The sequence below is a fragment of the Paraburkholderia acidisoli genome, from assembly GCF_009789675.1.
In the GTDB taxonomy this organism is placed as follows: Bacteria; Pseudomonadota; Gammaproteobacteria; order Burkholderiales; family Burkholderiaceae; genus Paraburkholderia; species Paraburkholderia acidisoli.
In genome coordinates this window covers 295,137-318,004 of sequence record NZ_CP046915.1, presented here as the reverse complement: position 1 = coordinate 318,004, position 22,868 = coordinate 295,137, and the positions used below count along the sequence as shown (strand labels likewise).

Here is a 22,868-nt window from a genome sequence, read left to right as displayed (position 1 = left end):
CGCGCCGCTTTGTCAGCCAGCGGCGCGCCAAGGCATATTACGGCACGCTATGCGCGGCTCGCATGTTCGCAAAGCCGCGTGTCTTCACGCGACGCGGTCTCCGGGGCGGCTTCGACATCGGCTTCGTTCTCCACGCGCGCCAGATCGGTGCCGGAACGTTCGGGCAGCAGCAGCGCCGCGACGAGCGCCACGGCGAACGCGCAGAGCGCCGCCAGTCCCATCGCGCGGCCGAGCGGCATGGTGGCCGACAGCACGCCCACCGAAGCGGGCATGATGGCGGCCACGCCACGGCCGCCCGTCGCGCAGAAGCCCGAGCCGTTCGCGCGGATCTCCGTATCGAACAGTTCGGCGAACACCGGCAGCAGGCCCGCCGCGAGGCCGCTTTGCAACGCGCCGTGCAGGAAGATCAGCACGATGGTTGCGTGCGCACCGATCGGCACGAACAGCAGCGTGGCGACCACGACCGCTTCGCACAGCACGAACAGCACGAAATTGGCGCGGCGTCCCACGCGGTCGCTCAACCATCCGCTCACGAACGGGCCGGTCAGCGAGCCCGCGATGCTCATCGCCAGATAACCGGCCGTGGATGCCACGGCGAGATGCAGGTCGGTGCGCAGGTAGGTGGGCAGCCACGCGCTCATGCTGAAGCCCCCGCCCAGAATGCCACTCGCGAGCAGCAAGCCCAATAAGGTATTGCGCAAATGGACGCGGCGGAAAATCGCCCAGAACGGCGCGACCGCGCGGCCCGCCTGCGCCTGGAAAAGCTGGCTCTCGGGCACTTGCTTACGAATCAGCAACACGAGAAAAGCGGGCACGATGCCGATGCCGAACATCACGCGCCACGCCGTGGCTTCGGGCAGCAGGCCGAAGATCACGGGCATGAGACCCGTGGACAGCGCATAGCCCACCGCGAAGCCCGCCTGCACCGAAGACGCCACGCGACCGCGCAGCGCCGGCCGCACGACCTCGCTGATGAGCACGCCGCCCACGGCCGCCTCGCCGCCGTAGCCGAGGCCTTGCAGCACGCGCACAAACAGGAACGCGTGAAACGACGAAGCGAGCGCCGCGAGCGCGCTGAACGCCGCGACCCACAGGATCGTGAACTTGAGCACGGAAACGCGGCCGTAGCGGTCCGCGACGATGCCCGCCGCCCAGCCGCCGATGGCGTTGCCGATCAGCCCTGCCGTGGCCAGCACGCCGATCTCAGGCCGCGTGAGGCCCACCACGGCGATCAATACGGGCGCGAGCAGCGCGTACATGGTGGAGTCGAGCGAATCGAGCGTGTAGCCGCCGAAGCACGCCCAATAGGTGCGTCGTTCGACCGGCGTCAGCTCCGAGTACCAGCTTTTCATGTGTCTCCTCAGTCTCGTGGGCGCGTGTCTGCGGGTAATCCCTGCCCAGTCGCCGACGGCGTGCCGCCCGAATTCATCATCGTGCGCTGCGGCAAAGGTTGTCCATCGAGTTGAAATAAAACGGCGGCGCGTTAACCGGGAAGTTAACGCTACCCGTCTCGTTTCGCGGCGTCAGAACGTGTGGTCGATGCCCACGGTTGCGGCGATCTGGTGATCGGCGTGCTGCGCGTTGAGCGTCGCGTTGGTGATATAGGAGCCGTGATACCGCGTGTAATCGGTTTCGGCGAACAGCATCGTGCGTTTGGAGAGCGAATACGTCACGCTGAGAATGCCGAGGTCGCGCCGGCCGCTGGTATTGGGCAGGTTCGTCTCGTAGAACGCGCCGCCCACGCGCACCGCCGCATTGATGTCGTAGGTCACGCCGCCGAACCAGTTCTCGGTGCGAACGGGCGCGGTTTTGGCGTTGCCGCCTTCGTTCTCGTTCATCAAACCGGCCGAGAGCTTCAGGCCGCCCGCGGTGAATTTCGCGCCCACGGCCCAGAAGTCGTCGGGGAGATACACCGTGCCGGAGGCCACGCTGCGATGCGTATAAAAGCCGCCGAGGATCACCCACGCCGTTTTGTATTGCAGGCCGACGCTGCGCGCCGAGGCGTCGTTGAAATTGCCGGCCACGCCGCCGAACGAATTTTCGGCGCTCACGCGCACGGGGCCGAAATCGCCCTTGTATTTGACGTCGTTGTTGTAGTGAATCCCGACGAGCGCCGGCGAGATCGGCACGATCGACGGATATTGCAGATTGAAGGTGTCCAGCACGAACATCAGGTCGTGCGGAATATTGTATTGGCGGCCCATCGTGAATTGCCCGTATGGGCCGCTCAAACCCACATAGGACTGGCGATTGAAAAGAATGCCGGTGGTATTGTCGAAGGCACCCGTGCTTTCGTTGAAACCCGCTTCGAGCACGAAATTCGCCTTCCAGCCGCCGCCCAGATTTTCGTGGCCGATAAAGCCGAAGCGGCTCGACGAGAGCCAGCCGTTGGTGCTGGTGGTGGCGACCGCGCCGTGGCCGTTGTTGGTGTAACGCACGCCGCCGTCGATGATGCCGTACAGCGTGACCGAGGATTGGGCGTGCGCGGCGCACGCGAGCGTGCCCAAAGCCAATGCTCCGACTACTCTTTTCATCGTGTCTCCAGTAATTGCTATTATTTTTTCGCCCGTTATGAATGCGAGGGCGATTGAGGTCCTCCGGTCGAATCGTGTCATTCGACTGGATAGGGTAAAACCGGATATTGCTTGTGCCTTTAAAGCGTCTTTAAAGCGCCTTTAAAGGAGGGTTAGCGCGCCATTGAGTGGCGTTTACAGTGCGTCTGCACGGTTGGGAGGGTTGGAAGGCGCGCGTTTTACGCGAATGACACCGGTGCGGCTGATCCGGTTTCATTTCGTTTCCCTGTTTCGCGCGGCGTTGGCTTACGGATATATTCGCATCGCCGTTTCGCCGAGTCCATGCAGTTGAGAAAATCACCGTCCCCCTTAACCGGAAGGTAAAGTCCCAAGCCTCCCCAAGCCTCCCCAAGCCGCCTGGCGGCGCATGGGTTCAGCGCGAGCGCGCCAGTAGCGCCATGAGGTAGGGCGCGGCGAGCAGCGTCGCCACGAGACCGGCGGGCAGTTCGCGCGGCATCAACGCCGCGCGGCCGAGCCAGTCGGCCACGACCATCGCGAGCGCACCGAGCGGCGCGGCCAGCGCGAGGTGTTGCAGGGGCGTGCGCGCGCCCAGCAGCCGCGCGAAATGCGGCGCGGTGAGCCCGACAAAGCTGAGCGGTCCGACGAGCAGCGTTGCCGCCGCTGTGAGACTCGCGATCAGCACGAGCAGCGCGCCGCGCGCCCATTGCGTCGAGACGCCCAGCGCCCGCGCGCTCGCTTCGCCGAGCGGCAGGACGCGCAGCCAGCGCGCCGCGAGCGGCGTGAGCGCGCCCAGCACGAGGCAGGCGGCGAGCGCGAGCGCGGCGTCGGCGGGCGTGACCGTATAGGTCGAACCCGCGAGCCATTGCAGCAACGCGGCCGCGCGTTCGCCGCCGCCCGCCACGGCCACGGCGAGCACGCACTGAAACAGCGCGCCGATGGCGATGCCCGCGAGCATTACGCGCTCGGGCGCGAAGCGCGAGCGGCGCGCGAACCACAGCATCGCGAGCAACGCGGCGAGCGCGCCCGCGCCGCTTGCCGCGAAACGCGCGCTCCGGCCGAGATCGGCGCCGCACAACATCAGCGCGACGAGACCCAGCGCCGCGCCGCCGCTCACGCCGAGCACTTCGGGGCTGGCGAGCGGATTGGCGGTGAGGCGCTGCATCAACGTGCCGGCGAGCGCGAGCATCGCGCCCGCGCTGCAGGCCGCGAGCGTGCGCGGCACGCGCCAGATGGCCACCTGCCCGAATTGCGCGGCGTTTGCGAAATGCCACCCGTGCCAGCCGTACCCGCCTTGCGCGCCGCGCCCGAGATCGAGCGCAAGGAACGATGCCACCGCGAGCAGCACGACCACCGTTGCTATCCGTCGATAAAGCTGGCTCGCGCGCCCAGGATGCAAAGGCGTGCGCGCTTGCGCCGTATCGCCACGACTTTGCCTGCGCCCGCCGTGCCGCACGCGCGCCAGCAGCATCAGCATGAGCGGCGCGCCGAATAGCGCGGTGGCCGCGCCCGTCGGCACGAGATCGCCCATCGCGCCCGAGTAGCGCTGCACGGTCTGGTCGGCGAGCCACAGCAGCAACGCGCCGCAGAGCGGCGCCGCCACGAGCCGTTGGCCGAGCCGCCGGGCACCCGCAAGGCGCGCGAGCGCAGGCGCGGCCAGCCCGACGAAGCCGATCACGCCCACCGCGCCCGCCACGGCGGCGCTCAGGATCACGGCGAGCGCGAGCGCCGCGAGACGCGCCGTGCGTAGCGAAAGGCCGAGGCCGTGCGCGTTGGCGTCGTCGAGGTTGAACAGCGTCAGCGGGCGCAGCAGCAGCCACGCGAGCGCGCCGCCCGCGACGAGACGCGGTGCGAGCAGCGCCGCCACGCTCCAGTCCTGCTGCACGAGTGAACCGCCGCCCCAGATGAACAGCGCGCGCAGATACGGCGCGTAGAACAGTTGCAAGGCCACGCCGATCGAGCCGCACCAGAGCGTCACGACGAGCCCCGAAACCGCGACGGCCGCCGGTGCGAGCGCGCTGCGCCACGCGAGTCCGAACACCAGGGCCGCTGCGCAGGTGGCGCCGCCCAGTGCGATCCATTGCGGCGCCTCCGTGCTCGCGCCGAGCAGCGCGGGCGCGCCCAGCGTGGCGAGCGTGAGCGCGAGTTGCGCGCCAGCGGAAACGCCGAGCGTCATCGGTTCGGCGAGCGGATTGCGCAAGACCTGCTGGAAGATCGTGCCCGCGAGACCGAGCAGCGCGCCGCACAGTCCACTCACGACGAGCCGCGGCAGCCACGTGTCGCGGGCGATGAGCGCGGCCAGCGTGGGCACGGCGTGCGCGTCGCCAGTCGCGAGCAGGTCGCGCCAGTGCGCGAGCGGCAGGATCGCGTCGAGATTCGCTGCGCTCAGCGCGAGTGCGGCGGCCACCAGCAGCGCGAGCGCGCAAGCGGCGAACGCAGGCGTGGCACGCACGCGGAGCGCGGGCGCGCGCATCGACATGAAACGACGCGGCGTGTTCATGCGGCCGCCGTGCCGATGAGCGCCTGGCTCAGCGCATCGGCAAAACGCGCCGCCGAAGGCAGCATGCCGAAGCCCCAGAACGGCGGCAGCGCCGCCACGCGATGCGCCGCGACGGCGGGCAGCGCGTGCCACAGCGCGTTGGTCGCGAGCGCGCGCGCGACGCCGGGCGGCAGCGGATCGAAGTAGAGCACGCGTGTGGCGGGCGCGGCGAGCGCTTCGATTCCGGTCACGCCGATACCCCAGTAGTCGGTGGCGCCGTGCCACGCGTTGAGCACCGCGAGCGCGTCCATCACGTCCTGAAACAGGCTGCGCGCGCCGTACACGCCCACGTGGCGCGCATCGAAAAAGCGCATCACGTAGGTCGCCTGCGCGCGAGCGTCGGGCTGCGTCGCGAGTCGCGCGCGATGCCGGGCGAGCGCCGCCGCCGTGTTGCCGATGAGCGCTTCGCCTTGCGCGACGCACGCGCAGAGCCGCGCGAGCTCGCGCGTGATGTCCACGGCATGCCGATACGGCGCGCCCGCTTCGGTGTACACCGCGAACGCCCGCACGGGCGCGATGCGTTCGAGCATCGCGCGCTGCGTTTCCTGGCTCGAATTGATGAGGATGAAGTCGGGCGCGAGATCCTGGATCCGTTCCAGACTCGGCGCGAGACGCAGGCCCACGTCGGTCACGCGCGGCGGCGCGAGCGGGCGTACCACGCTCGCGTTGTAGTCGGCGACTTCGGCGGCGCCCGCGGGTGTCACGCCCAACGCGAGCAAGGTTTCGACGAGGCCCCAGTCGAGTACGACGAGACGCGGCGCGCGCGTGGCCGCCGCGCGCGCCGTCGACATCGACATCGACATCGACATGACCGGCGCGCACGCCGCGCCGAGCAGAAAGTCGCGTCGCCGCATCAAGGCCTCATGCCGTCACCATCGATACCGCGCGGTGGCCAGCACTTCGACGCCGTCGCCGTAAGTGCAGGTCACCGCGCTGAAGCACGAGGCCACGTAAGTGCGGTTGAAGAGGTTCTTCGCGTTGAGCGAGAACAGCCAGTGCAGGCCCGTGTCGTAGTGCACGGCCGCGTCGAAGAGCGTGACCGAAGGCACGCGGATCGAGTTGCTCTGGTCGTAGCTTGCGCCCAGATAGCGGATGCCGCCGCCGAAGCCGAGGCCGCGCAGCGGGCCGCCGTGCAGCGTGTAGTCGAGCCACGCGGCGGCGATGTTGCGCGGAATGCCCCACGCGGTTTTGCCTTGCAGCGAGGTGGACTGGCCCGAGATCGTCGTGGCGCTATCGTTCGATTCCGTGGTGACGTCGTTGAGATACGTGTACGAGACCGCGAGATTGAGGTCGTTGGTGAGGCTCGCGTGGCCTTCGAGTTCGACGCCGCGCGCGCGCACCTGACCGGCCTGCGTGCTGTAGCCCGGATGATCGAGGTCCGAGGTGAGCACGTTGCGCTCGGTGAGGTCGAACAGCGAGGCCGTGACGAAGCTGTTGTAACCGGGCGGCTGATACTTCACGCCCACCTCGTACTGCTGCGCCGTGGTGGGTTTCGCGATGCCGCCGCCGTAGAGTTCGCCCACCTGCGGGTCGAACGATTTCGAGAAGCTCGCGTAAGGCGCGATACCGCTGTCGAACAGATAAACGAGACCGGTGCGCCACGTGAACGCGCGCGCGGACTGCGCCGCGTAGGTCGCGGTCGCGGTGTTGGTGTCGTCGGCGTCGGCCCAGTCTTCGCGCGCGCCGATCAGGAAGCGCCACTTGCGCCACGCGATCTGGTCCTGTGCATACACACCGAGCTGCTTCTGGCGAATGTGATCGAACGAGGTTTCGGCGGGCATCGTGTTGTTGCCGTACACGGGCGCGAACGCGTCGAGCGAGGGCGCGTCGAAGCCCGCGCCCACGTCCTCGCCGTAGATCACGCGCTGGAAGTCGAGGCCGAACAGCATCGTGTGCGCGAGCGGGCCCGTGTTGAATTTCGCCTGCGCCTGGTTGTCGACGGTGAAGAATTTGGCGCTCTCGCGATTCCAGAACGTATAGCGGTTGAGCGTGGTGTTCGAGCCGGCCGCGTACGCGTAGGGGAACACGTTGGCGAAATCGTCCTTCACGTAGGTGTAGCGCAGATTCTGGCGCACGGTCCAGGTGGCGCCGAAACGATGCTCGAACTGGTAGCCCAGCGTGAATTGCGTGCGCGAATGATGATCGAAGTCGGGAGCGCCGAGATTCGTATGCGACGAAATCTGCCCGGCCGGATTGAACAGCACCGTGCCCACGGCGGGCGCGAAGTTGTAATAGCCCACGTCCGGATCGCGCTGATACTTCGCCATGACCGTGAGCGTGGTGTTGGCGTCGGGTTTCCACGTGACGGCGGGCGCGATATACACGCGCTTTTGACGCGTGCCGGCGGTCTGCGTGCTCGAATCGAGGCCGGTGGCGGTGAAACGGTATGCGAGCTTGCCGTCGGAGGTGAGCGCGCCGCCCAAGTCCACACCGCCCTGCACGAGGTTATGGCTGCCGGTGGTCATGAACACTTCGTGCACGGGCTCGGTGGTCGGCTGCTTGCTCACGAGATTGGCCACGCCGCCGGGATTCGCCTGGCCGTACAGCACGGAAGCGGGACCGTGCACGACGTCGATGCGTTCGAGCCCGTACGGGTCGAAGCTCGGAATCGCATAGCCGAAGCTCACGTCGCTCGGCATGCGCGCGCCGTCGAGAAATTGCTCGAGATAGAAGCCGCGGCTCATCAGATACGGTGCGGCCTGCGCGGAGGCGCCGCGTATCTCGGGCAGCACGCTCGCCGTGTAGCGTAGCGCCTCGGCCACGGTTTGCGCGGCCTGGTCGGTCATCTGGTCGCGCGTGACGACGGACACCGACTGCGGCGTCTCGATCAGCGGCGTGTCCGTTTTGGTGGCGGTGAGGGCGCTCACGGGCACGTAGCCGTCGGCGGTGCCCGTGGCGGAGGCGCGCTGGCCGGTCACCTTGACGGTGGGCAGCGTGGCCGCGGCGCTGGCGGCTTGCCGCGTGCCTGCCGGGCCCGCTGGCGCCGCCGCGCTGTTCTCCTCGATCGCGCCGCCCGTGCTGCCCGCATCGCTCGCGGCGGTCTGCGCGTGCGCCGCCAGGGCGCTGCCCAGCAGGCAGAACAGCAGCGTGTTGCTCAAGGCGGTCGATCCGCGCACCCCGGTTTTCATGTGTCGTTCCTTTTCGGTCGTAAATAATAATGCGAATGATTCGCTATAACAATTAAACTTGGACTTGGGCGTGTCGATGCGGCTCGCGGGAAGGGCGATCGCATCGTGTGGCGAGTCGATCCGGCGTGGGATGGGTAGGGCATCGTGCGGCCATCCGTGACTTTAATTTGTTACCCTGCCTTCAGTCCGGACAACTTGCGCGTTAAACGGGACGAGTTTGTCCGTATCGGCGCAAGTTGATCGGACTCACGCACTGATATCGACATGTCCCTGATCCCGCCTTCCGCCAAACTGCAAACTTTCGGCAAGACGTTCGCCGACCGTAAGGTCATCGCGCAGTCGCTCGACTACGCGCATGGCGCGCATGAGATCGCCCACGTGCACCATCGCGCGCAACTGGTCTACGCCACGCGCGGCATCGTGCGTGTGCTCACGCCGCGCGGGTTGTGGATGGTCACGCCCGCGCACGCGCTGCTGATCGGCTCGCAGGTCGAGCACGAACTGCACATGCTCGGCGATGTCGCCATGCGCACGCTCTATCTGGAGCCCGGCGCGCTCGCCGTGACCGAACGCGACTGCCGCCCGATCGCGCCAGGCGACCTGCTGCGCGCCGCGATCGCCGATCTGTGCGCGGCGGGCACGCAGGCCACGGGCAACCGGCGCAGCGCGCTGCTCGAACCGCTGATCCTCGATCTCGTCGACGAAGCGCCGCGCACCGCCGATGCGGCCTGCCTGCCGCTGCCCGCCGACGCGCGCCTGCGCCGCATCTGCACGAGCCTGATCGCCCAGCCCGCGAACCCCGACACGCTCGAGGCATGGGCGGCGCAAGTGGGCGCGAGCGGGCGCACGGTGGCGCGGCACTTTCGGGTGGAAACGGGGCTCAGTTTCGGTCAGTGGCGCGAACAGTTGCGCACGACGGAGGCGAGGGCGCGGCTCGCGGTCGGCCATGCGATCGCCGACATCGCACGCGAACTCGGTTACGCCGACGCGCGCACATTCGCAACGATGTTCCGCCGCGCGAGCGGCGTGACGCCGCAGCACTACGCGCGCGGCGCGCACGCAACACACGTATCGGACACCTGACGAATCGCGGCGTTTTCCGTGCGGGATTGCGCCGGATCGAGCGCCGGGTTGGAGCGTCGGTTCGCGCTATCTACGCGGCCCGTTTTGCCTCGAACATCTCAGCCATCCCAAAGTGCGACGCCCTTCTCGCGTGGCCGCGCAACCCCTGCTTCTCACGCTTTTCAACACCCATTTGCTTTCAAAGCGGGCGCGCTACGCTTGCGCGCTGAAAGCTTGGGAATCGGCACTTACCCCAGGGAAAAGAAGCTGGCATTTATCTGACGGCCATACTACGATGGCGCCAAATGTTACCGGTTACAGTAAACGGTAACATTAGAAACGAAGAACGTAGTCAAGGCCACGCATTCCCCGGCGCGGCTGGAATCGACCATTATTAATACAACAGGAGACTCAGATGATTCAGGCCGCCAACGTGCGGAGTCGCTCCAGGGTGCGCTGGTGGGTTGCCGGCCTCATGTGGGCGGCCATCGCGATCAACTACATCGACCGTACGGTGCTCTCGGCCGCGGCGCCGCGCATCCAGTCGCAGTTTCATCTGAGCGCGGTGGAAATGGGCGTCGTCATGTCGGCGTTCTTCTGGTCGTACGCGCTCCTGCAATTGCCCGCCGGTTTCCTCGCCGATCGCTTCGGCCAGAAAAAGGTGCTCGGCTTCGCCGTGGTCTGGTGGTCGCTGGCCACCGCGGTAACGGGTCTCGCCAACGGCTTCAAGTCGCTCGTCGCGCTGCGCGTGGCGCTGGGCGTGGGCGAGGCGGGTGCCTACCCGAGCAACGCGGGCATTGCCTCGAAGTGGTTTCCGCGCCGCGAGCGCGCGACCGTTGCGGGTATTTTCGACAGCGGTTCCAAGCTGGGCGGCGCGATCGCGCTGCCGCTCATTGCCGCCATGCTCACGGCGTTCGACTGGAAGCTCACGTTCGCCATCACGGGTCTGCTCGGGCTGATCTGGTTCGTGGTGTGGCAATTCACGTTCAGCGACTCGCCGCGCCAGCACAAGTGGGTCAACGCCGAGGAACTCGCGCATATCGAAAGCGACGCGCTGACCGGCCAGCACGACGGCGCGCGCCCGTCGCTGCGCCAGCTGCTCAAGCATCGCAACATCTGGGCGATGTGCATCGGCTTCTTCATGATCAACTACAACTCGTACTTCTTCATCACGTGGCTGCCCACGTATCTGGTGAAGGCGCGCGGGATGACGATGATGGAAATGGGCTGGATGGCCTCGCTGCCGCTGCTGGCTTCCATCGTCGTGGAAATTTTCGCGGGCTGGGCCTCGGACCGCGTGTTCGCGAGCGGCAAACTCTCGCTCACCGCCACGCGCAAGCTGTTTCTGGTGATCGGTCTGTTGATGGCGTCGAGCATCGGTTTCGCGGCGTTCGCGGAGTCGGCGTGGGTGGCCGTGCTGCTGCTGTGCATCGCCAAGTCGGGCACCACCGTGGCGGCTTCGCAGGTGTGGGCGCTCCCGGGCGACGTCGCGCCGCGCAATGCGGTTTCGATGGTCGCGGGCATTCAGAACACGGTGTCGAATCTCGGCGGCGTGGTCGGCCCGATCGTCACGGGCGCGATCGTGGGTGCAACGGGTTCGTTCGTGCCCGCGCTGCTGTTCTCTTCGGCGCTGATCGCCATCGCCATCGTCAATTATCTGTTCCTGCTGGGCAAGGTTGAGCCGATCGGACTCGACGGCACCGCGACGCAGCCGCAAGCACGCGAACACAGCCACGCCCCGTAAATTCGGCGCCGCCGGGCGCTCGTTGAATCGAAGGAAAAATTCCCGCTCTTCCCCTGAAGTCGGAATACGTAGTAGTCCAAATTACATAAAACCTCACAGGTCACCTGGATGAAAAAAGCACTTTTCGCAGCGGCCGGACTGTTGTCCGTCGCACCCGTGGTCGCGCAGGCCCAGAGTTCCGTCACGCTGTATGGTCTGGTCGATGCCGGTATCGGTTATGTCAACAACATCAAGGGCGGTTCGGCGGTGCAGGCCACGAGCGGCCGCCTGAGCGGCAGCCGCTGGGGCTTCAAGGGCAACGAAGACCTCGGTGGCGGCCTGAGCGCGGTGTTCACGCTCGAAGGCGGCTTCAAGCCCAACGACGGTACCGCGGCGCAAGGCGGCCGTCTGTTCGGCCGTAGCGCGTTCGTGGGCATCGCGAAGAGCGGTGTGGGCACGGTCACGTTTGGCCGCCAGTACGAGCCGCTCGCGGACCTCGTGGCGCAATACGCGGGCTCGGGCATCTGGTCGCCGTCCACGCACGTGGGCGACAACGACAACCTGAACCAGACCTTCCGCATCAACAACGCCGTGAAGTTCCGCAGCGACACCGTCGCGGGCTTCACCGTGGACGGCATGTACGCGTTCAGCAACCAGGCGAGCGGCACGGGCACGGGCTTCGGCAACAACCGCGCGTGGGGTATCGCCGCGAATTACGTGAACGGCCCGCTCTCGTTCGGCGGCGGCTACGTGCTGCTCGACCACCCGAACACGACGACCAACACGGGCGGCGCGATCGGCGGCGCGTCGAGCACGACCGGCGACGACTACAGCGGCGCGTTCTTCTACAACCTCGACGGCGGCGTGGCACGCCAGCAGATCGCCGTGGCGGGTGCGAACTACAAGATCGGCAAGGCGATCGCGGGCTTCGCGTTCAGCCACACGCAGCTCGATTACACGGACGGCTCGTCGCGCAAGTTCAACAACTACGACGCCAACCTGCGCTACTCGCTCACGCCGGCCACGACGCTGATCGGCATCTACACGTTCACGGACGGCCGCGCGAACAACCTGCCGGGCACGGGCGGCGCCTCGCTCAAGCCGAAGTGGCACCAGTTCACGCTGGGCGTGGACTACGCGCTCTCGAAGCGCACCGACGTGTATGTCTCGGGCACCTACCAGCTCGCGGCGGGCGATGCGTCCACGCGCGTGGGGTCGGCTTATAGCCGGATCGCGTCGATCGCCTACGCGGGCGGTGCTTCGTCGACGAATCGCCAGGTGGACGTGTTCACCGGCATCCGCACGAAGTTCTAAACGCGCTTTCGCGTAGAAAGTGCCGTAAAAAAAGGCCTCGCAGTGATTGCGAGGCCTTTTGCTTTTGCCGCTGCGATTCAACCGTCACGCCGAGCCGCGTTCGATCAGCGTAAAACCCACGTCGATTTTCGCGCGCTTGCACGCGCCCGTCTCGATCTTCTCGATCAGCATGGCGGCGGCGAGCTTGCCGATGCGCGTGCCGTCGATACGAATGGTGGTGAGGGCCGGTTCGGTGTCGCCCGCGAAGTTCTGGTCGCCGTAGCCGATCACCTTGAGGCGTCCCGGCACGTCGAGTTGGCGCGCGTGCGCTTCCATCAGCACGCCGAGCGCCATGATGTCGGCGCCGCAAAAAATGGCGTCGATCTGCGGATGCTCGTCGAGCAGCTTCGCGAGCGCGCGGCGGCCGTCGCCGAGATGCGCGGGCGAGGGCGTGGCGGCCACGGGCACGTTGCCGCCGAAGGTTTCGATGAAGGCGTCGGCGCGCAGCTTCGCGCGGCGGTCGCCGGGCGTGACGATGGCCGGATGGCGCGCGCCGCGTTCGCGCAGATAGTTGGCCGCCGTTTCGCCCACGCGCGTGTGCGAGAAGCCGATCAGCATGTCGAGCGGCGAGCGCGTGATGTCCCACGTCTCCACCACGGGAATGCCGGCCGCGCGCAGCTTCTGGCGCGAGGCCTCCGAGTGGATCACGCCGGTGAGCACGATGCCGGCCGGGCGCCGCCCGATGATGGCGTCGAGCAGCGCCTCTTCGCGCGACTCGTCGTAGCCGCTCTGGCCGAGCAGCAGCTGATAGCCCGCTGTGGCGAGTTCCGCCGTGAGCGCGGCCACGGTTTCCTGGAACACGCTGCCCGCCATGGCCGGAATCAGGGCCACGACGAGATGGCTGCGGTTGGAGGCGAGCGATCCCGCGATCAGGTCGGGCGTGTAGCCCGTTTGCCGCACCGCCTCGCGCACGCGTTCGAGCGTCTCGACCGAGACCAGCTCCGGATTGTTGAGCGCGCGCGACACCGTGACCTTGGTGACGCCGGTCAGCTGGGCCAGATCGCTGAGCGTGACGCGGCCGGTGTTCTTGCGGGCGCGCCGCGCGGCGGGGCCTGCGGCGGGCGGGGCGGAATCTGTCGGGTTTTTGGTCACTGTCGGGTTTTTGGTCACGGGCGCGGGTTTTCCTGCTGCAAAAAGGTGTTGGCAATTATCCCAAAACTGTACTACGATGGCATCAATGTTACCGGTTACATTAACCGGTAACTTGGTTCCAGAACGAAAAGGCCGCGCGTTCCCCGGCGCGGCGTCAAGATTATGAGTGTGATCGGAGCGGCCTTGCCCCTTCGACGCACGGAGACAGGCGAATGCTCCAGTCCAGCAAGAACTACAACGGGCCGCTCATCCGGCTCAACCCGAACGACAACGTTCTGATCGCACGCGAGCCGCTCACGATCGGCCATCAGGTCGCGCTCGACGGCGAGTCGGTCCGCCTGCGCGCCCAGGTAGCCGCGGGCCACAAGGTCGCGGCGCGCCGCATTGCGGCGGGCGAACCCATCCGCAAGTACGACACCGTGATCGGCGTGGCCGCGCGCGACATCGAACCCGGCGACCACGTTCACACGCACAACATCACGCTTGTCGACTTCGACCGCGATCCCGGCTTCGGCCTGGACGTGAAGCCCGTGGATTACGTCGCGCCCGAACAGCGTGCGACCTTCCGGGGCATCGTGCGTCCCGACGGCCGCGTGGCCACGCGCAACTTCATCGGCATCATGGCTTCGGTGAACTGCTCGGCCACCGTGATTCGTCATATCGCCGATTATTTCACGCCCGAGCGCCTGCGTGACTATCCCAACGTTGACGGTGTGGTCGCATTCGCGCAAACGAGCGGCTGCGGCATGTCCTCGCCGAGCGAGCACTTCGACGTGCTCCGCCGCACCATTGCCGGTTATGCGCGCCATCCGAATCTCGGCGGCGTGCTGATCGTCGGGCTTGGTTGCGAGCGCAACCAGGTGGGCGACCTGCTCGACTCGCAGGGGCTCAAAACCGGCAAGGCCGTGCACGCGCTCGTCATGCAGAACACGGGCGGCACGCGCGCCACCATCGAAGCGGGCATCGAGGCCGTGCAAGCGATGCTGCCCGTCGCGAACGACATCGTGCGCACGCCGGTGCCGGTCAGCCATCTGAAGATCGGCCTCGAATGCGGCGGCTCGGACGGCTTTTCGGGCATCACCGCGAATCCCGCGCTGGGCGCCGCGATGGACCTGCTCGTGCGCCACGGCGGCACCGCGATCCTTTCCGAAACGCCCGAGATTCACGGCGTCGAATACATGCTCACGCGCCGCGCCGTCTCGCCGGAAGTCGGCCAGAAGCTGCTCGACCGCCTCGCCTGGTGGGAGCGCTACACGCGCGGCCAGAACGGCCAGTTCAACGGTGTGGTGGGGCCGGGCAACCAGCAGGGCGGCCTCGCCAACATCTTCGAAAAGTCGCTCGGCTCGGCCATGAAGGGCGGCACCACGCCGCTGCAAGCCGTGTACGAATACGCGGAACCGATCGACCGCGCGGGCTTCGTGTTCATGGACTCGCCGGGCTACGATCCGGTCGCCGTGACGGGCCAGATCGCAAGCGGCGCGAACCTGATCTGCTTCACGACCGGACGCGGTTCGATGTTCGGCTCGAAGCCCGCGCCCACGCTCAAGCTCGCGAGCAACACGCCCATGTTCACGCGCCTCGAAGAGGACATGGACATCAACTGCGGGCTCGTGATCGACGGCGAACGCAGCATCGAGGAAATGGGTCAGGACATCTTCGATCTGATCGTTCGCGCGGCGTCGGGCGAGCGCACCAAGAGCGAGCTGCTCGGACTCGGCGACAACGAATTCGTGCCCTGGCACATGGGCATCGTGAGCTGAACGCGTGCCGCGTGCGCGCGTTGCATCGACATCAATAGAACAGGTAGGGAGACAGCAGATGCTGCAATCTGCTCGGCGGCCGGGCCGCTCGAACATGCGCTGGTGGGTCGCGGGCCTCATGTGGGCCGCGATCGCGATCAACTACATCGATCGTACGGTGCTCTCGGCGGCTGCGCCGAAAATCCAGGCGGAGTTTCATCTCGACGCGATCCAGATGGGTATCGTCATGTCGGCGTTCTTCTGGTCGTATGCGCTGCTGCAATTGCCCGCGGGCCTGCTCGCCGACCGCTTCGGCCAGAAGAAGGTGCTGGGCTTCGCGGTGCTGTGGTGGTCGGTCGCCACGGCCATGACGGGTCTCGCCAGCGGCTTTCGCTCGCTCGTGACCTTGCGCGTGGCGCTGGGCGTGGGCGAGGCGGGCGCGTACCCGAGCAACGCCGGGATTGCCACGCGCTGGTTTCCGCGCAAGGAGCGCGCGACCGTGGCGGGCATTTTCGACAGCGGCTCGAAACTCGGCGGCGCGATCGCCTTGCCGCTGATCGCCTGGCTGCTGGCCGCGTTCGACTGGAAGATGACCTTCGTGCTCACCGGTCTGCTCGGCGTGGTGTGGTTCGCGGTGTGGCTCGTGAGCTTCACGGATTCGCCCGTGCAGCATCCGCGCGTGAGCGCCGCCGAACTCGCCTACATCGAGAGCGACAAGGGCGCGCAACGCGCAGCGCGCCCGGTGCGCCCGCAATGGCGCAAGCTGCTCGCGCATCGCAACGTCTGGGCGATGTGCATCGGCTTCTTCATGATCAACTACAACTCGTACTTCTTCATCACGTGGCTGCCCACGTATCTGATGAAGGAGCGCCACATGAGCGTGCTGCAAATGGGCTGGATGGCCTCGCTGCCGCTGCTCGCGTCCATCGTCGTGGAAATTTTCGCGGGCTGGGCCTCGGACCGCGTGTTCGCGAGCGGCAAGCTCTCGCTCACCGCCACGCGCAAGCTGTTTCTCGTGGTCGGTCTGGTGATGGCGTCGAGCATCGGTTTCGCGGCGTTCGCGCAGTCCGCCTGGGTGGCCGTGCTGCTGCTGTGCATCGCCAAGTCGGGCACCACCGTGGCCGCCTCGCAGGTGTGGGCGCTGCCCGGCGACGTCGCGCCGCCCAACGCGGTTTCCATGGTCGCGGGCCTGCAAAACACGGTGTCGAATCTCGGCGGCGTCGTTGGCCCGGTCATCACGGGCGCGATCGTCGGCATGACCGGTTCGTTCGTGCCCGCGCTGCTGTTCTCGGCGGCGCTGATCGCGATTGCGATCGTCAACTATCTGTTCCTCCTCGGGAAGGTGGAACCCATTCAATTCGGCGACCCTTCACTGGAGACACGCATTCATGAACAAGCAGACCTCGGCGCTTAATCCCTTCAAGGCCGCGCTGGCCGCGCACAGGAAGCAAGTGGGCTTCTGGCTCTCGATGGCCGACCCGTACCTCGCCGAAGTGAGCGCGACCGCGGGCTTCGACTGGCTGCTGATCGACAGCGAACACGCGCCCAACGACCTGCGCACGATCCTCGCGCAGTTGCAGGCGGTGGCGCCATACGCGGGCGAGCCCGTGGTGCGCCCGGTCAACGGCGACCCCGCGCTGCTCAAGCGCCTGCTCGACATTGGCGCGCGCAGTCTGCTCGTGCCGATGGTCGATACCGCCGACGAAGCGCGCGCGCTGGTCGCCGCCGTGCGTTATCCGCCGCACGGCATTCGCGGCGTGGGCAGCGCCGTGGGCCGCGCGTCGCGCTGGAGCCTGCGCACCGACTACCTCGATGTTTCGGACGACGAAGTGTGCTTGCTGGTGCAAGCCGAGACCACCACGGCGCTGAGCAATCTCGAGGCGATCTGCGCGGTGGACGGCGTGGACGGCGTGTTCATCGGCCCGGCCGATCTCGCCGCTTCGATGGGGTATCGCGGCAAGGCGACACACCCCGAAGTCCAGCAGGCGATCGACAGCGCGATCCGCACCATCGTCGCCTCGGGCAAGGCGGCGGGCACGCTCACGTCCGATCCGGCGCTCGCGCGTCACTACCTCGAACTCGGCTGCACGTTCGTGGCCACGGGCGTGGACATCCTGATGTTCGCGAACGCGGCGCGCAAGCTGGCCCGCGACTTCGCGGACGTGCGCACGGCGGACTGAGCCACGCGCATCGATCGCATCGGGCGCCCATAACGAAAGGAGGAGACACGACATGAACGATTTCGCAGTGAACCGGCCCGCGCAGACGGGCACGCACGTAGAGGCGTTGCGCGAGAACTGGCGCATCATCTTCGCCGCCACGGCGGGGTGGGCGCTCGACGCCTTCGACTTCACCATTTTGCTGTTCCTGATCCCGCACCTGGGCAAGGTGTTCAACGTGGGCCTGCCCGCCATGGCCTTCGTCGTGACCGCCACCGGTTTCGCCAAGGTCGCGGGCACCATCGGCTGGGGTTTCGCCGCCGACCGCTTCGGCCGCAAGGTCGTGTTCATGGCCGCCGTATTGTGGTTCTCGTGCGCGGCCGGTTTGAGCGGCCTCGCGTGGAGCTATGCGTCGTTCATGGCGATGCGCGTGCTGTTCGGCATCGGCTTCGGCGGCGAATGGACGGCGTCCGTCGCGCTGCTGATGGAAACCGTGCCCGCGAAGATCCGTCCGCTCGCCTCGGGCATCATGGTGGCGGGCTACGAGTTCGGTTACCTGCTTGCGGCGCTCGCGTTCCACTTCCTGTTTCCGGTCGCGGGCTGGCGCTGGATGTTCTTCCTCGGCGTGCTGCCCGCGCTGCTCACGCTGTTCCTGCGCCGCAACGTGGGCGAGTCGCCCGACTGGGAACGCGAACAGCAGCGCGGCAAGCGCCGCAGCGCGCGCGAGGCCTTCATCTTCAATCCGGCCGTGTTTCAGGCGTGGGTGTTTTCGGCGGCGATCAACTTCATGCTGTGGGCCGTGCAGGTGCTGTATCCCACGTTCCTGCTGACCACGCAGCATCTGGATTCGAGCCAGATCTTCCCGTTCGTGATCGCGTATTCGGTGGGCTCGGTGATCGGCAAGCCGCTTTCGGGTTACTCGGCCGCGCGCTTCGGCGAGCGCCGCACGATCTGCCTGTTCCTCGGCGTGGTGATTCCGTCCACCGTGCTCTACACGCTCGTGCAAAGCCACTTCCTGCTGGGCGTGGGCGCGTTCTGCATGGGCATGTTCGCGAACGGCCTGTTCGGCATCATGCCGCTCTACCAGTCGCGCCGCTTCCCCGTGGAAGGCCGCGCAACCGGCATCGGCATCAGTTATGCGATGACGTCGATCAGCGTGGTCGCGCCGTATGCGATCGCGCTCGTCACGCCCTCGCTCGGCCTCAAGTTCGGCATGGCGTCGTTCATCGCGGGCGGCGCGCTGCTGCTGATCGCGATCAGCCTGTTCGATACGTCGCGCTGGATGCCGCGCGGCGAGGAAGCCGAAGGCAACGTCGAAACCGGCGCCATGCAAAGCGAAGCCGAAGCGCCGCTGCTGGCGGCTGGCAACGCGACGCGCTGAACGTATCCACGCACCAACCGGGACATGTCGATGAACACCACCGCACGCCGCTGGACCCAACGCCCCGCCGATTCCACGTGGGGCGACTGGGGCGCCGACGATCAACTTGGCCGCCTGAACCTCATCACGCCCGCGAAGGTGCTGGAAGGCCTGCGCGAGGCGCGCGAAGGGCGCACGTTCTGTTTGAGCCTGCCGCTCGACTGTCCCGGCAACCGCGTGCTGAACCCGCGCCGCGCGCCGCCGCACCTGCAACCCACGGTGCGCGGCGAGCTGCCGAACATGACGTACCCGCTCTCGCGCGACAACGCGAGCCTCACCGACGTGATCTGCGACGACACCGTCACGCTCGCGTTGCAGTACTCGACGCAGTGGGACAGCCTCGCGCACATGGGCCAATGGTTCGACGCCGACGGCGACGGCCAGCCCGAAATGTGTTTCTACAACGGCTTCCGCGCGGGCGAGGATGTGATCGGCCCACTCGATTACCGCCACGAAAAAGCGGGCGAACCGCTGCCCGCCACCGATCGCGCGCCGGGCGCGTACCGGCTCGGCATCGAGAACATGGCCGCCACCTGCGTACAAGGCCGCGCGGTCATGGTCGACCTCAAGCGCCAGTTCGGCGCGGTGCCGCTGCGCGTGGGTTACGACGAACTGAGGGAAGCGATGGAGGCGCAGCACGTGGTGGTCGAGCCCGGCGACATGCTGTGCCTGCGCACGGGTCTGGACGAAGCGCTGCTCGACGTGTATCGCACGCAGAACGGCAAGGCGCTCGAAGGCGGCTTCGCCGGTCTCGACGGCCGCGACGAGGCGCTGCGCCGCTGGATCGTCGACTCGAACGTGGCCGCGCTGATCTCGGATAACGTGGCCGTGGAGTTTCTGCCGGCCGCGCCCAGCGACGACGCGCGGTATCCTTCGCACCCGCTGCACGATTTGTGCTTGTTCCGCCTTGGCGTGCACCTCGGCGAATTGTGGCATTTGAGCGAACTGGCCGACTGGCTGCACGCGCATGGCCGCAACCGCTTCCTGCTGACGGCGCCGCCGTTGCGCCTGCCGCGCGCGGTCGGTTCGCCGGTCACGCCGGTGGCGACCGTGTGATGACGAAACCCGTTGCAAAATACGCTGTACCCGCCGTAGCCATTATTGAAAAAAGCGCCCCACGCTAGCGATGTCATGAATTCAAACGATCTGCCCCGCCACGATATCAACGCCTTGCTCTCGCTCCAGCGGCGGCTTGCCAGCAACACGCGCGCGGAAGTGCGCTTCGATTCGGGCACGCGCGCCGCCTACGCGTCGGAAGCGTCGAACTACCGGCAGGTGCCGATCGGCATCGTCGTGCCGCGCAGCATCGAGGACGTGGTCGAGACCATGCGCGCGTGCCGCGACGCCGACGTGCCGGTGCTCACGCGCGGCGCGGGCACATCCATGTGCGGGCAGTCGGTCAACGCGGCGGTCATCATCGACGCGTCGAAGTACCTCACGACCATCGAAGCGATCGACGTGGCGGGCCGCGTGGCCACGGTGCAGCCCGGTGTGATCTGCGATCAGCTGAAAGACGCGGCGGCGCTCAAGGGCCTCACGTTCGGCCCCGATCCGGCCACGCACAGCCGCTGCACGCTCGGCGGCATGATCGGCAATAACTCGTGCGGCGCGCATTCGGTGATGGCGGGCAAAACCGCCGAAAACATCGAGGCGCTCGAAGTGCTCACCTACGACGGCGAGCAGTTCTGGGTGGGCCCGACCGACGAAGCCGCGCTGCGCGAGCATCTCGCCGCGGGCGGCCGCCGCGCGGAAATCGTCTCGGGCCTGCTCGGCCTCGTGGAAAAATACGGCGACGCGATTCGCGAAGGCTTCCCCAAGCTCAAGCGCCGCGTGTCCGGCTACAGCCTCGATCAACTGTTGCCGGAGAACGGCTTCAACATCGCGCGTGCGCTCGTGGGTTCCGAAGGCACCTGCGTCTCGGTGCTGCGCGCGAAAACCACGCTCGTGACCAACCCCGTGCATCGCCTGCTCGTGGTGTACGGTTTCCCGACCATTTTCGATGCCGCCGACTGCGTGCCGCAACTGCTGCCGCTCTCGCCCATCGCCATGGAAGGGCTCGACACGGGTATCGTGGGCGGCTTGCGCGAGCGCGGTCTGGCGCTGGCCGACATCGCCGAACTGCCCGAGGGCAATGCGTGGCTGATGGTGGAATTCGGGGCGACCGACAAGGCCGTGGCGATGGAATTCGCGCAACGCGCGGCGGCGCTCGCGCCCGAGTTGCCGGGCACGCCTTCGGCGCGTCTCGTCGACGATGCCGCGCTCATGAAGCGGCTGTGGTCGGTGCGCGAAACGGGCGCGTCGGCCACGTCCATCGGCGACGACATGTCGAAGCCCGACCCCGTGGTGGGCTGGGAAGACGCCGCCGTGGAGCCGCGTCACCTGGGCGCCTACCTGCGCGAATTCTCGGCGCTGGTGGAGTCGTACGGCTACAAGACCAACATGTACGGCCACTTCGGCGACGGCTGCATACACTCGCGCATCACCTTCGACCTGCGCAACGCGCAAGGCGTGAAGACGTGGCGCGAGTTTTTGTTCGACGCGGCCAGACTGGTCGTGAAGTACGAAGGCTCGCTCTCGGGCGAACACGGCGACGGCCAGGCGAAGGGCGAATTGCTGCACCTCATGTACTCGCCGGAACTGATGGAAGCGTTTCGCGCGTTCAAGGCGATCTGGGACCCGCGCGGCCGCATGAACCCGGGCAAGCTGGTCGATGCCATGCCCGTGGATGAAAACCTGCGCCTCGGACCGGGGTATCGCCGGGTGGACGTGTCGAGCCCGTTCACGTTCGGCGATCTCGGCAAGCCCGACACGTTCGCGCGCGCGACGGAACGCTGTATCGGCATGGGCAAGTGCCGTTCGCTGAGCGGCGGCACGATGTGCCCGAGCTATCGCGCTTCGCGCGAGGAAAAGTATTCCACGCGCGGCCGCGCGCGCCTGCTGTTCGAACTGCTCAAAGGCGAAGTGATCGAGGACGGCTGGCAGAGCGAGGCCGTGAAGGATTCGCTCGATCACTGCCTCGCGTGCAAGGGCTGCCGCAGCGATTGCCCCACGCACGTGGACATTGCCAAGTACAAGAGCCACTTCCTCTACGAGTATCACAAGCACAAGCGCCGTCACGTGATGGACGCGATGGTGAGCCGTATCGGCAACTGGCTGCCCGTGGCCACGCACGTGAGCGGCGTGGCGAACGCGCTGATGCGCAATCCCGCGTTCCGCAAGGTGAGCGCGAAGTTCGGGCTGGCCGAAGACGTGAAGTTTCCCGCCATCGCCGCGAAAACCTTCCGCAACGGCGCGAGCGCGAAGCGCCTGCTCGCGCAAGCGGAAACCGCCACCACGAAGCGCACGCCGGTGCTGCTGTGGACCGACACGTTCAACAACGGCTTCACGCCCGAGGTGATGGAAGCGGCGGTGCGCGTGCTCGAATCGAAGGGCTTCGAAGTGCGCCTGCTGAGCAAGCACGTGTGCTGCGGCCGGCCGATGTACGACGCGGGTCTGCTCGACGAAGCGAAGCGCAACCTCGAAACGATCATGACGGGGATGTCGAACGTGATCGACTCGAAGCTGCCCGTGGTCGTGCTGGAGCCGAGCTGTCTTTCGGTGTTCCGCGACGAATTGCGCGCGCTGTTCCCGAACGACGAGCGCGCGCATGCGCTCGCAAAGGCGGTGAAGACGCTCGCCGAACTGCTGCAAGAGTACGGCGTCACGCTGCCGAAGCTCGACGAAGACGTGCACGTGCACGGCCATTGCCACCAGAAGGCGTGCGGCGGCATGAAGGCCGAAACGCAACTGCTCAAGCAGGCCACGAGCAAGGGCTCGGTGCTGCCCACGGGTTGCTGCGGCATGGCGGGCGCGTATGGTTATCACCAGAAAACCGCGGGTCTCGCGAAGCAGGTCGCGCAGTCGGAACTCGTGCCCGTGATCGACGCGTTGCAGGACGAAGCCGTGATCGTGAGCGACGGTTTCAGCTGCCGCTCGCAGATTCGCAACACCACGGGTCGCACGGCGCTCCATCTCGCGCAGTGGCTCGATCGCCAGCCGAACGGCGAGGCGGCGCCGGCCGAAGCGTCCGTGAAAGAACCGGCCGCAACGAACTAAATCCGCATCGAACTAACCGGTTCGACG

At 66.9% G+C, this 22,868-nt stretch carries 15 protein-coding genes; 9 read left to right on the top strand and 6 right to left on the bottom strand.

Translation table 11 applies throughout. From position 1 onward, the window contains the following. Positions 1–47 precede the first annotated feature (47 nt). The 5 genes from FAZ98_RS23635 to FAZ98_RS23615 all read right to left on the bottom strand — a co-directional run bounded on the left by FAZ98_RS23635 (position 48) and on the right by FAZ98_RS23615 (position 8,198). The gene (locus tag FAZ98_RS23635; protein WP_158954616.1) at positions 48–1,352 is read right to left on the bottom strand and encodes an MFS transporter; all 1,305 of its coding nucleotides are present in this window, start codon (positions 1,350–1,352) and stop codon (positions 48–50) included. Positions 1,353–1,523: 171 nt separating this feature from the next. After that, entirely contained in the window at positions 1,524–2,534 is a 1,011-nt protein-coding gene (locus FAZ98_RS23630) for a porin (protein WP_158954614.1), read from the bottom strand. A 412-nt stretch (positions 2,535–2,946) separates the two neighbouring features. Next, positions 2,947–5,031 (bottom strand): Fe(3+)-hydroxamate ABC transporter permease FhuB, encoded by a 2,085-nt coding sequence (gene fhuB / locus FAZ98_RS23625; RefSeq protein ID WP_233272898.1) that lies wholly within the window; start codon positions 5,029–5,031, stop codon positions 2,947–2,949. Further along, positions 5,028–5,924: an ABC transporter substrate-binding protein gene (locus FAZ98_RS23620; RefSeq protein ID WP_158954612.1), complete on the bottom strand. Its 897-nt coding sequence runs from the start codon at positions 5,922–5,924 to the stop codon at positions 5,028–5,030. Before FAZ98_RS23620 ends, fhuB begins: the two co-directional genes overlap by 4 nt. A 15-nt stretch (positions 5,925–5,939) precedes the next feature. After that, positions 5,940–8,198, bottom strand: a complete 2,259-nt coding sequence (locus FAZ98_RS23615) for a TonB-dependent siderophore receptor (RefSeq protein ID WP_158954610.1) — start codon at positions 8,196–8,198, stop codon at positions 5,940–5,942. Positions 8,199–8,462: 264 nt separating this feature from the next. Between FAZ98_RS23615 and FAZ98_RS23610 the strand changes: the two genes are divergently transcribed. From FAZ98_RS23610 to FAZ98_RS23600, 3 genes are all read left to right on the top strand, one after another. After that, positions 8,463–9,281 carry an AraC family transcriptional regulator gene (locus tag FAZ98_RS23610; RefSeq protein WP_158954608.1) on the top strand — a complete coding sequence of 273 codons (819 nt, stop codon included), beginning with the start codon at positions 8,463–8,465 and terminating at the stop codon, positions 9,279–9,281. Positions 9,282–9,675: 394 nt separating this feature from the next. Further along, positions 9,676–11,004 carry an MFS transporter gene (locus tag FAZ98_RS23605; RefSeq protein WP_158954606.1) on the top strand — a complete coding sequence of 443 codons (1,329 nt, stop codon included), beginning with the start codon at positions 9,676–9,678 and terminating at the stop codon, positions 11,002–11,004. Between the two features lie 108 nt (positions 11,005–11,112). After that, a complete protein-coding gene (locus FAZ98_RS23600; protein WP_158954604.1) occupies positions 11,113–12,297 on the top strand; it encodes a porin in 1,185 nt (394 codons plus the stop codon). A gap of 84 nt (positions 12,298–12,381) precedes the next feature. On the opposite strand, the gene FAZ98_RS23595 is transcribed toward FAZ98_RS23600, so the two are convergent. Further along, positions 12,382–13,428, bottom strand: coding sequence for a LacI family DNA-binding transcriptional regulator (locus FAZ98_RS23595; protein ID WP_158956437.1), 1,047 nt, complete (start codon positions 13,426–13,428; stop codon positions 12,382–12,384). Between the two features lie 212 nt (positions 13,429–13,640). Here FAZ98_RS23595 and FAZ98_RS23590 point away from each other — a divergent pair, with 212 nt between their 5' ends. The 6 genes from FAZ98_RS23590 (at position 13,641) to FAZ98_RS23565 (ending at position 22,841) form a co-directional block, all read left to right on the top strand. After that, positions 13,641–15,188, top strand: coding sequence for a UxaA family hydrolase (locus tag FAZ98_RS23590; RefSeq protein ID WP_158954602.1), 1,548 nt, complete (start codon positions 13,641–13,643; stop codon positions 15,186–15,188). Positions 15,189–15,246: 58 nt separating this feature from the next. After that, the gene (locus FAZ98_RS23585; RefSeq protein WP_158954600.1) at positions 15,247–16,581 is read left to right on the top strand and encodes an MFS transporter; all 1,335 of its coding nucleotides are present in this window, start codon (positions 15,247–15,249) and stop codon (positions 16,579–16,581) included. Continuing rightward, the gene (gene hpaI, locus FAZ98_RS23580; protein WP_158954598.1) at positions 16,556–17,347 is read left to right on the top strand and encodes a 4-hydroxy-2-oxoheptanedioate aldolase; all 792 of its coding nucleotides are present in this window, start codon (positions 16,556–16,558) and stop codon (positions 17,345–17,347) included. The genes FAZ98_RS23585 and hpaI overlap by 26 nt, the downstream gene beginning before the upstream one ends. A 52-nt stretch (positions 17,348–17,399) precedes the next feature. After that, the gene (locus tag FAZ98_RS23575) at positions 17,400–18,707 is read left to right on the top strand and encodes an MFS transporter (RefSeq protein ID WP_158954596.1); all 1,308 of its coding nucleotides are present in this window, start codon (positions 17,400–17,402) and stop codon (positions 18,705–18,707) included. Positions 18,708–18,737: 30 nt separating this feature from the next. Continuing rightward, positions 18,738–19,802: a cyclase family protein gene (locus tag FAZ98_RS23570; protein WP_158954594.1), complete on the top strand. Its 1,065-nt coding sequence runs from the start codon at positions 18,738–18,740 to the stop codon at positions 19,800–19,802. Between the two features lie 75 nt (positions 19,803–19,877). Continuing rightward, positions 19,878–22,841, top strand: a complete 2,964-nt coding sequence (locus FAZ98_RS23565; RefSeq protein WP_158954592.1) for an FAD-binding and (Fe-S)-binding domain-containing protein — start codon at positions 19,878–19,880, stop codon at positions 22,839–22,841. The last annotated feature ends 27 nt before the right edge of the window (positions 22,842–22,868 follow it).

Coding starts and splice junctions, on each gene's coding strand:
- hpaI (WP_158954598.1), top strand. CDS start 16,556: ATGAACAAGCAGACCTCGGCGCTTAATCCCTTCAAGGCCGCGCTGGCC.
- FAZ98_RS23585 (WP_158954600.1), top strand. CDS start 15,247: ATGCTGCAATCTGCTCGGCGGCCGGGCCGCTCGAACATGCGCTGGTGG.
- FAZ98_RS23605 (WP_158954606.1), top strand. CDS start 9,676: ATGATTCAGGCCGCCAACGTGCGGAGTCGCTCCAGGGTGCGCTGGTGG.
- FAZ98_RS23635 (WP_158954616.1), bottom strand. CDS start 1,352: ATGAAAAGCTGGTACTCGGAGCTGACGCCGGTCGAACGACGCACCTAT.
- FAZ98_RS23570 (WP_158954594.1), top strand. CDS start 18,738: ATGAACACCACCGCACGCCGCTGGACCCAACGCCCCGCCGATTCCACG.
- FAZ98_RS23575 (WP_158954596.1), top strand. CDS start 17,400: ATGAACGATTTCGCAGTGAACCGGCCCGCGCAGACGGGCACGCACGTA.
- FAZ98_RS23610 (WP_158954608.1), top strand. CDS start 8,463: ATGTCCCTGATCCCGCCTTCCGCCAAACTGCAAACTTTCGGCAAGACG.
- FAZ98_RS23590 (WP_158954602.1), top strand. CDS start 13,641: ATGCTCCAGTCCAGCAAGAACTACAACGGGCCGCTCATCCGGCTCAAC.
- FAZ98_RS23620 (WP_158954612.1), bottom strand. CDS start 5,924: ATGCGGCGACGCGACTTTCTGCTCGGCGCGGCGTGCGCGCCGGTCATG.
- fhuB (WP_233272898.1), bottom strand. CDS start 5,031: ATGAACACGCCGCGTCGTTTCATGTCGATGCGCGCGCCCGCGCTCCGC.
- FAZ98_RS23615 (WP_158954610.1), bottom strand. CDS start 8,198: ATGAAAACCGGGGTGCGCGGATCGACCGCCTTGAGCAACACGCTGCTG.
- FAZ98_RS23565 (WP_158954592.1), top strand. CDS start 19,878: ATGAATTCAAACGATCTGCCCCGCCACGATATCAACGCCTTGCTCTCG.
- FAZ98_RS23630 (WP_158954614.1), bottom strand. CDS start 2,534: ATGAAAAGAGTAGTCGGAGCATTGGCTTTGGGCACGCTCGCGTGCGCC.
- FAZ98_RS23600 (WP_158954604.1), top strand. CDS start 11,113: ATGAAAAAAGCACTTTTCGCAGCGGCCGGACTGTTGTCCGTCGCACCC.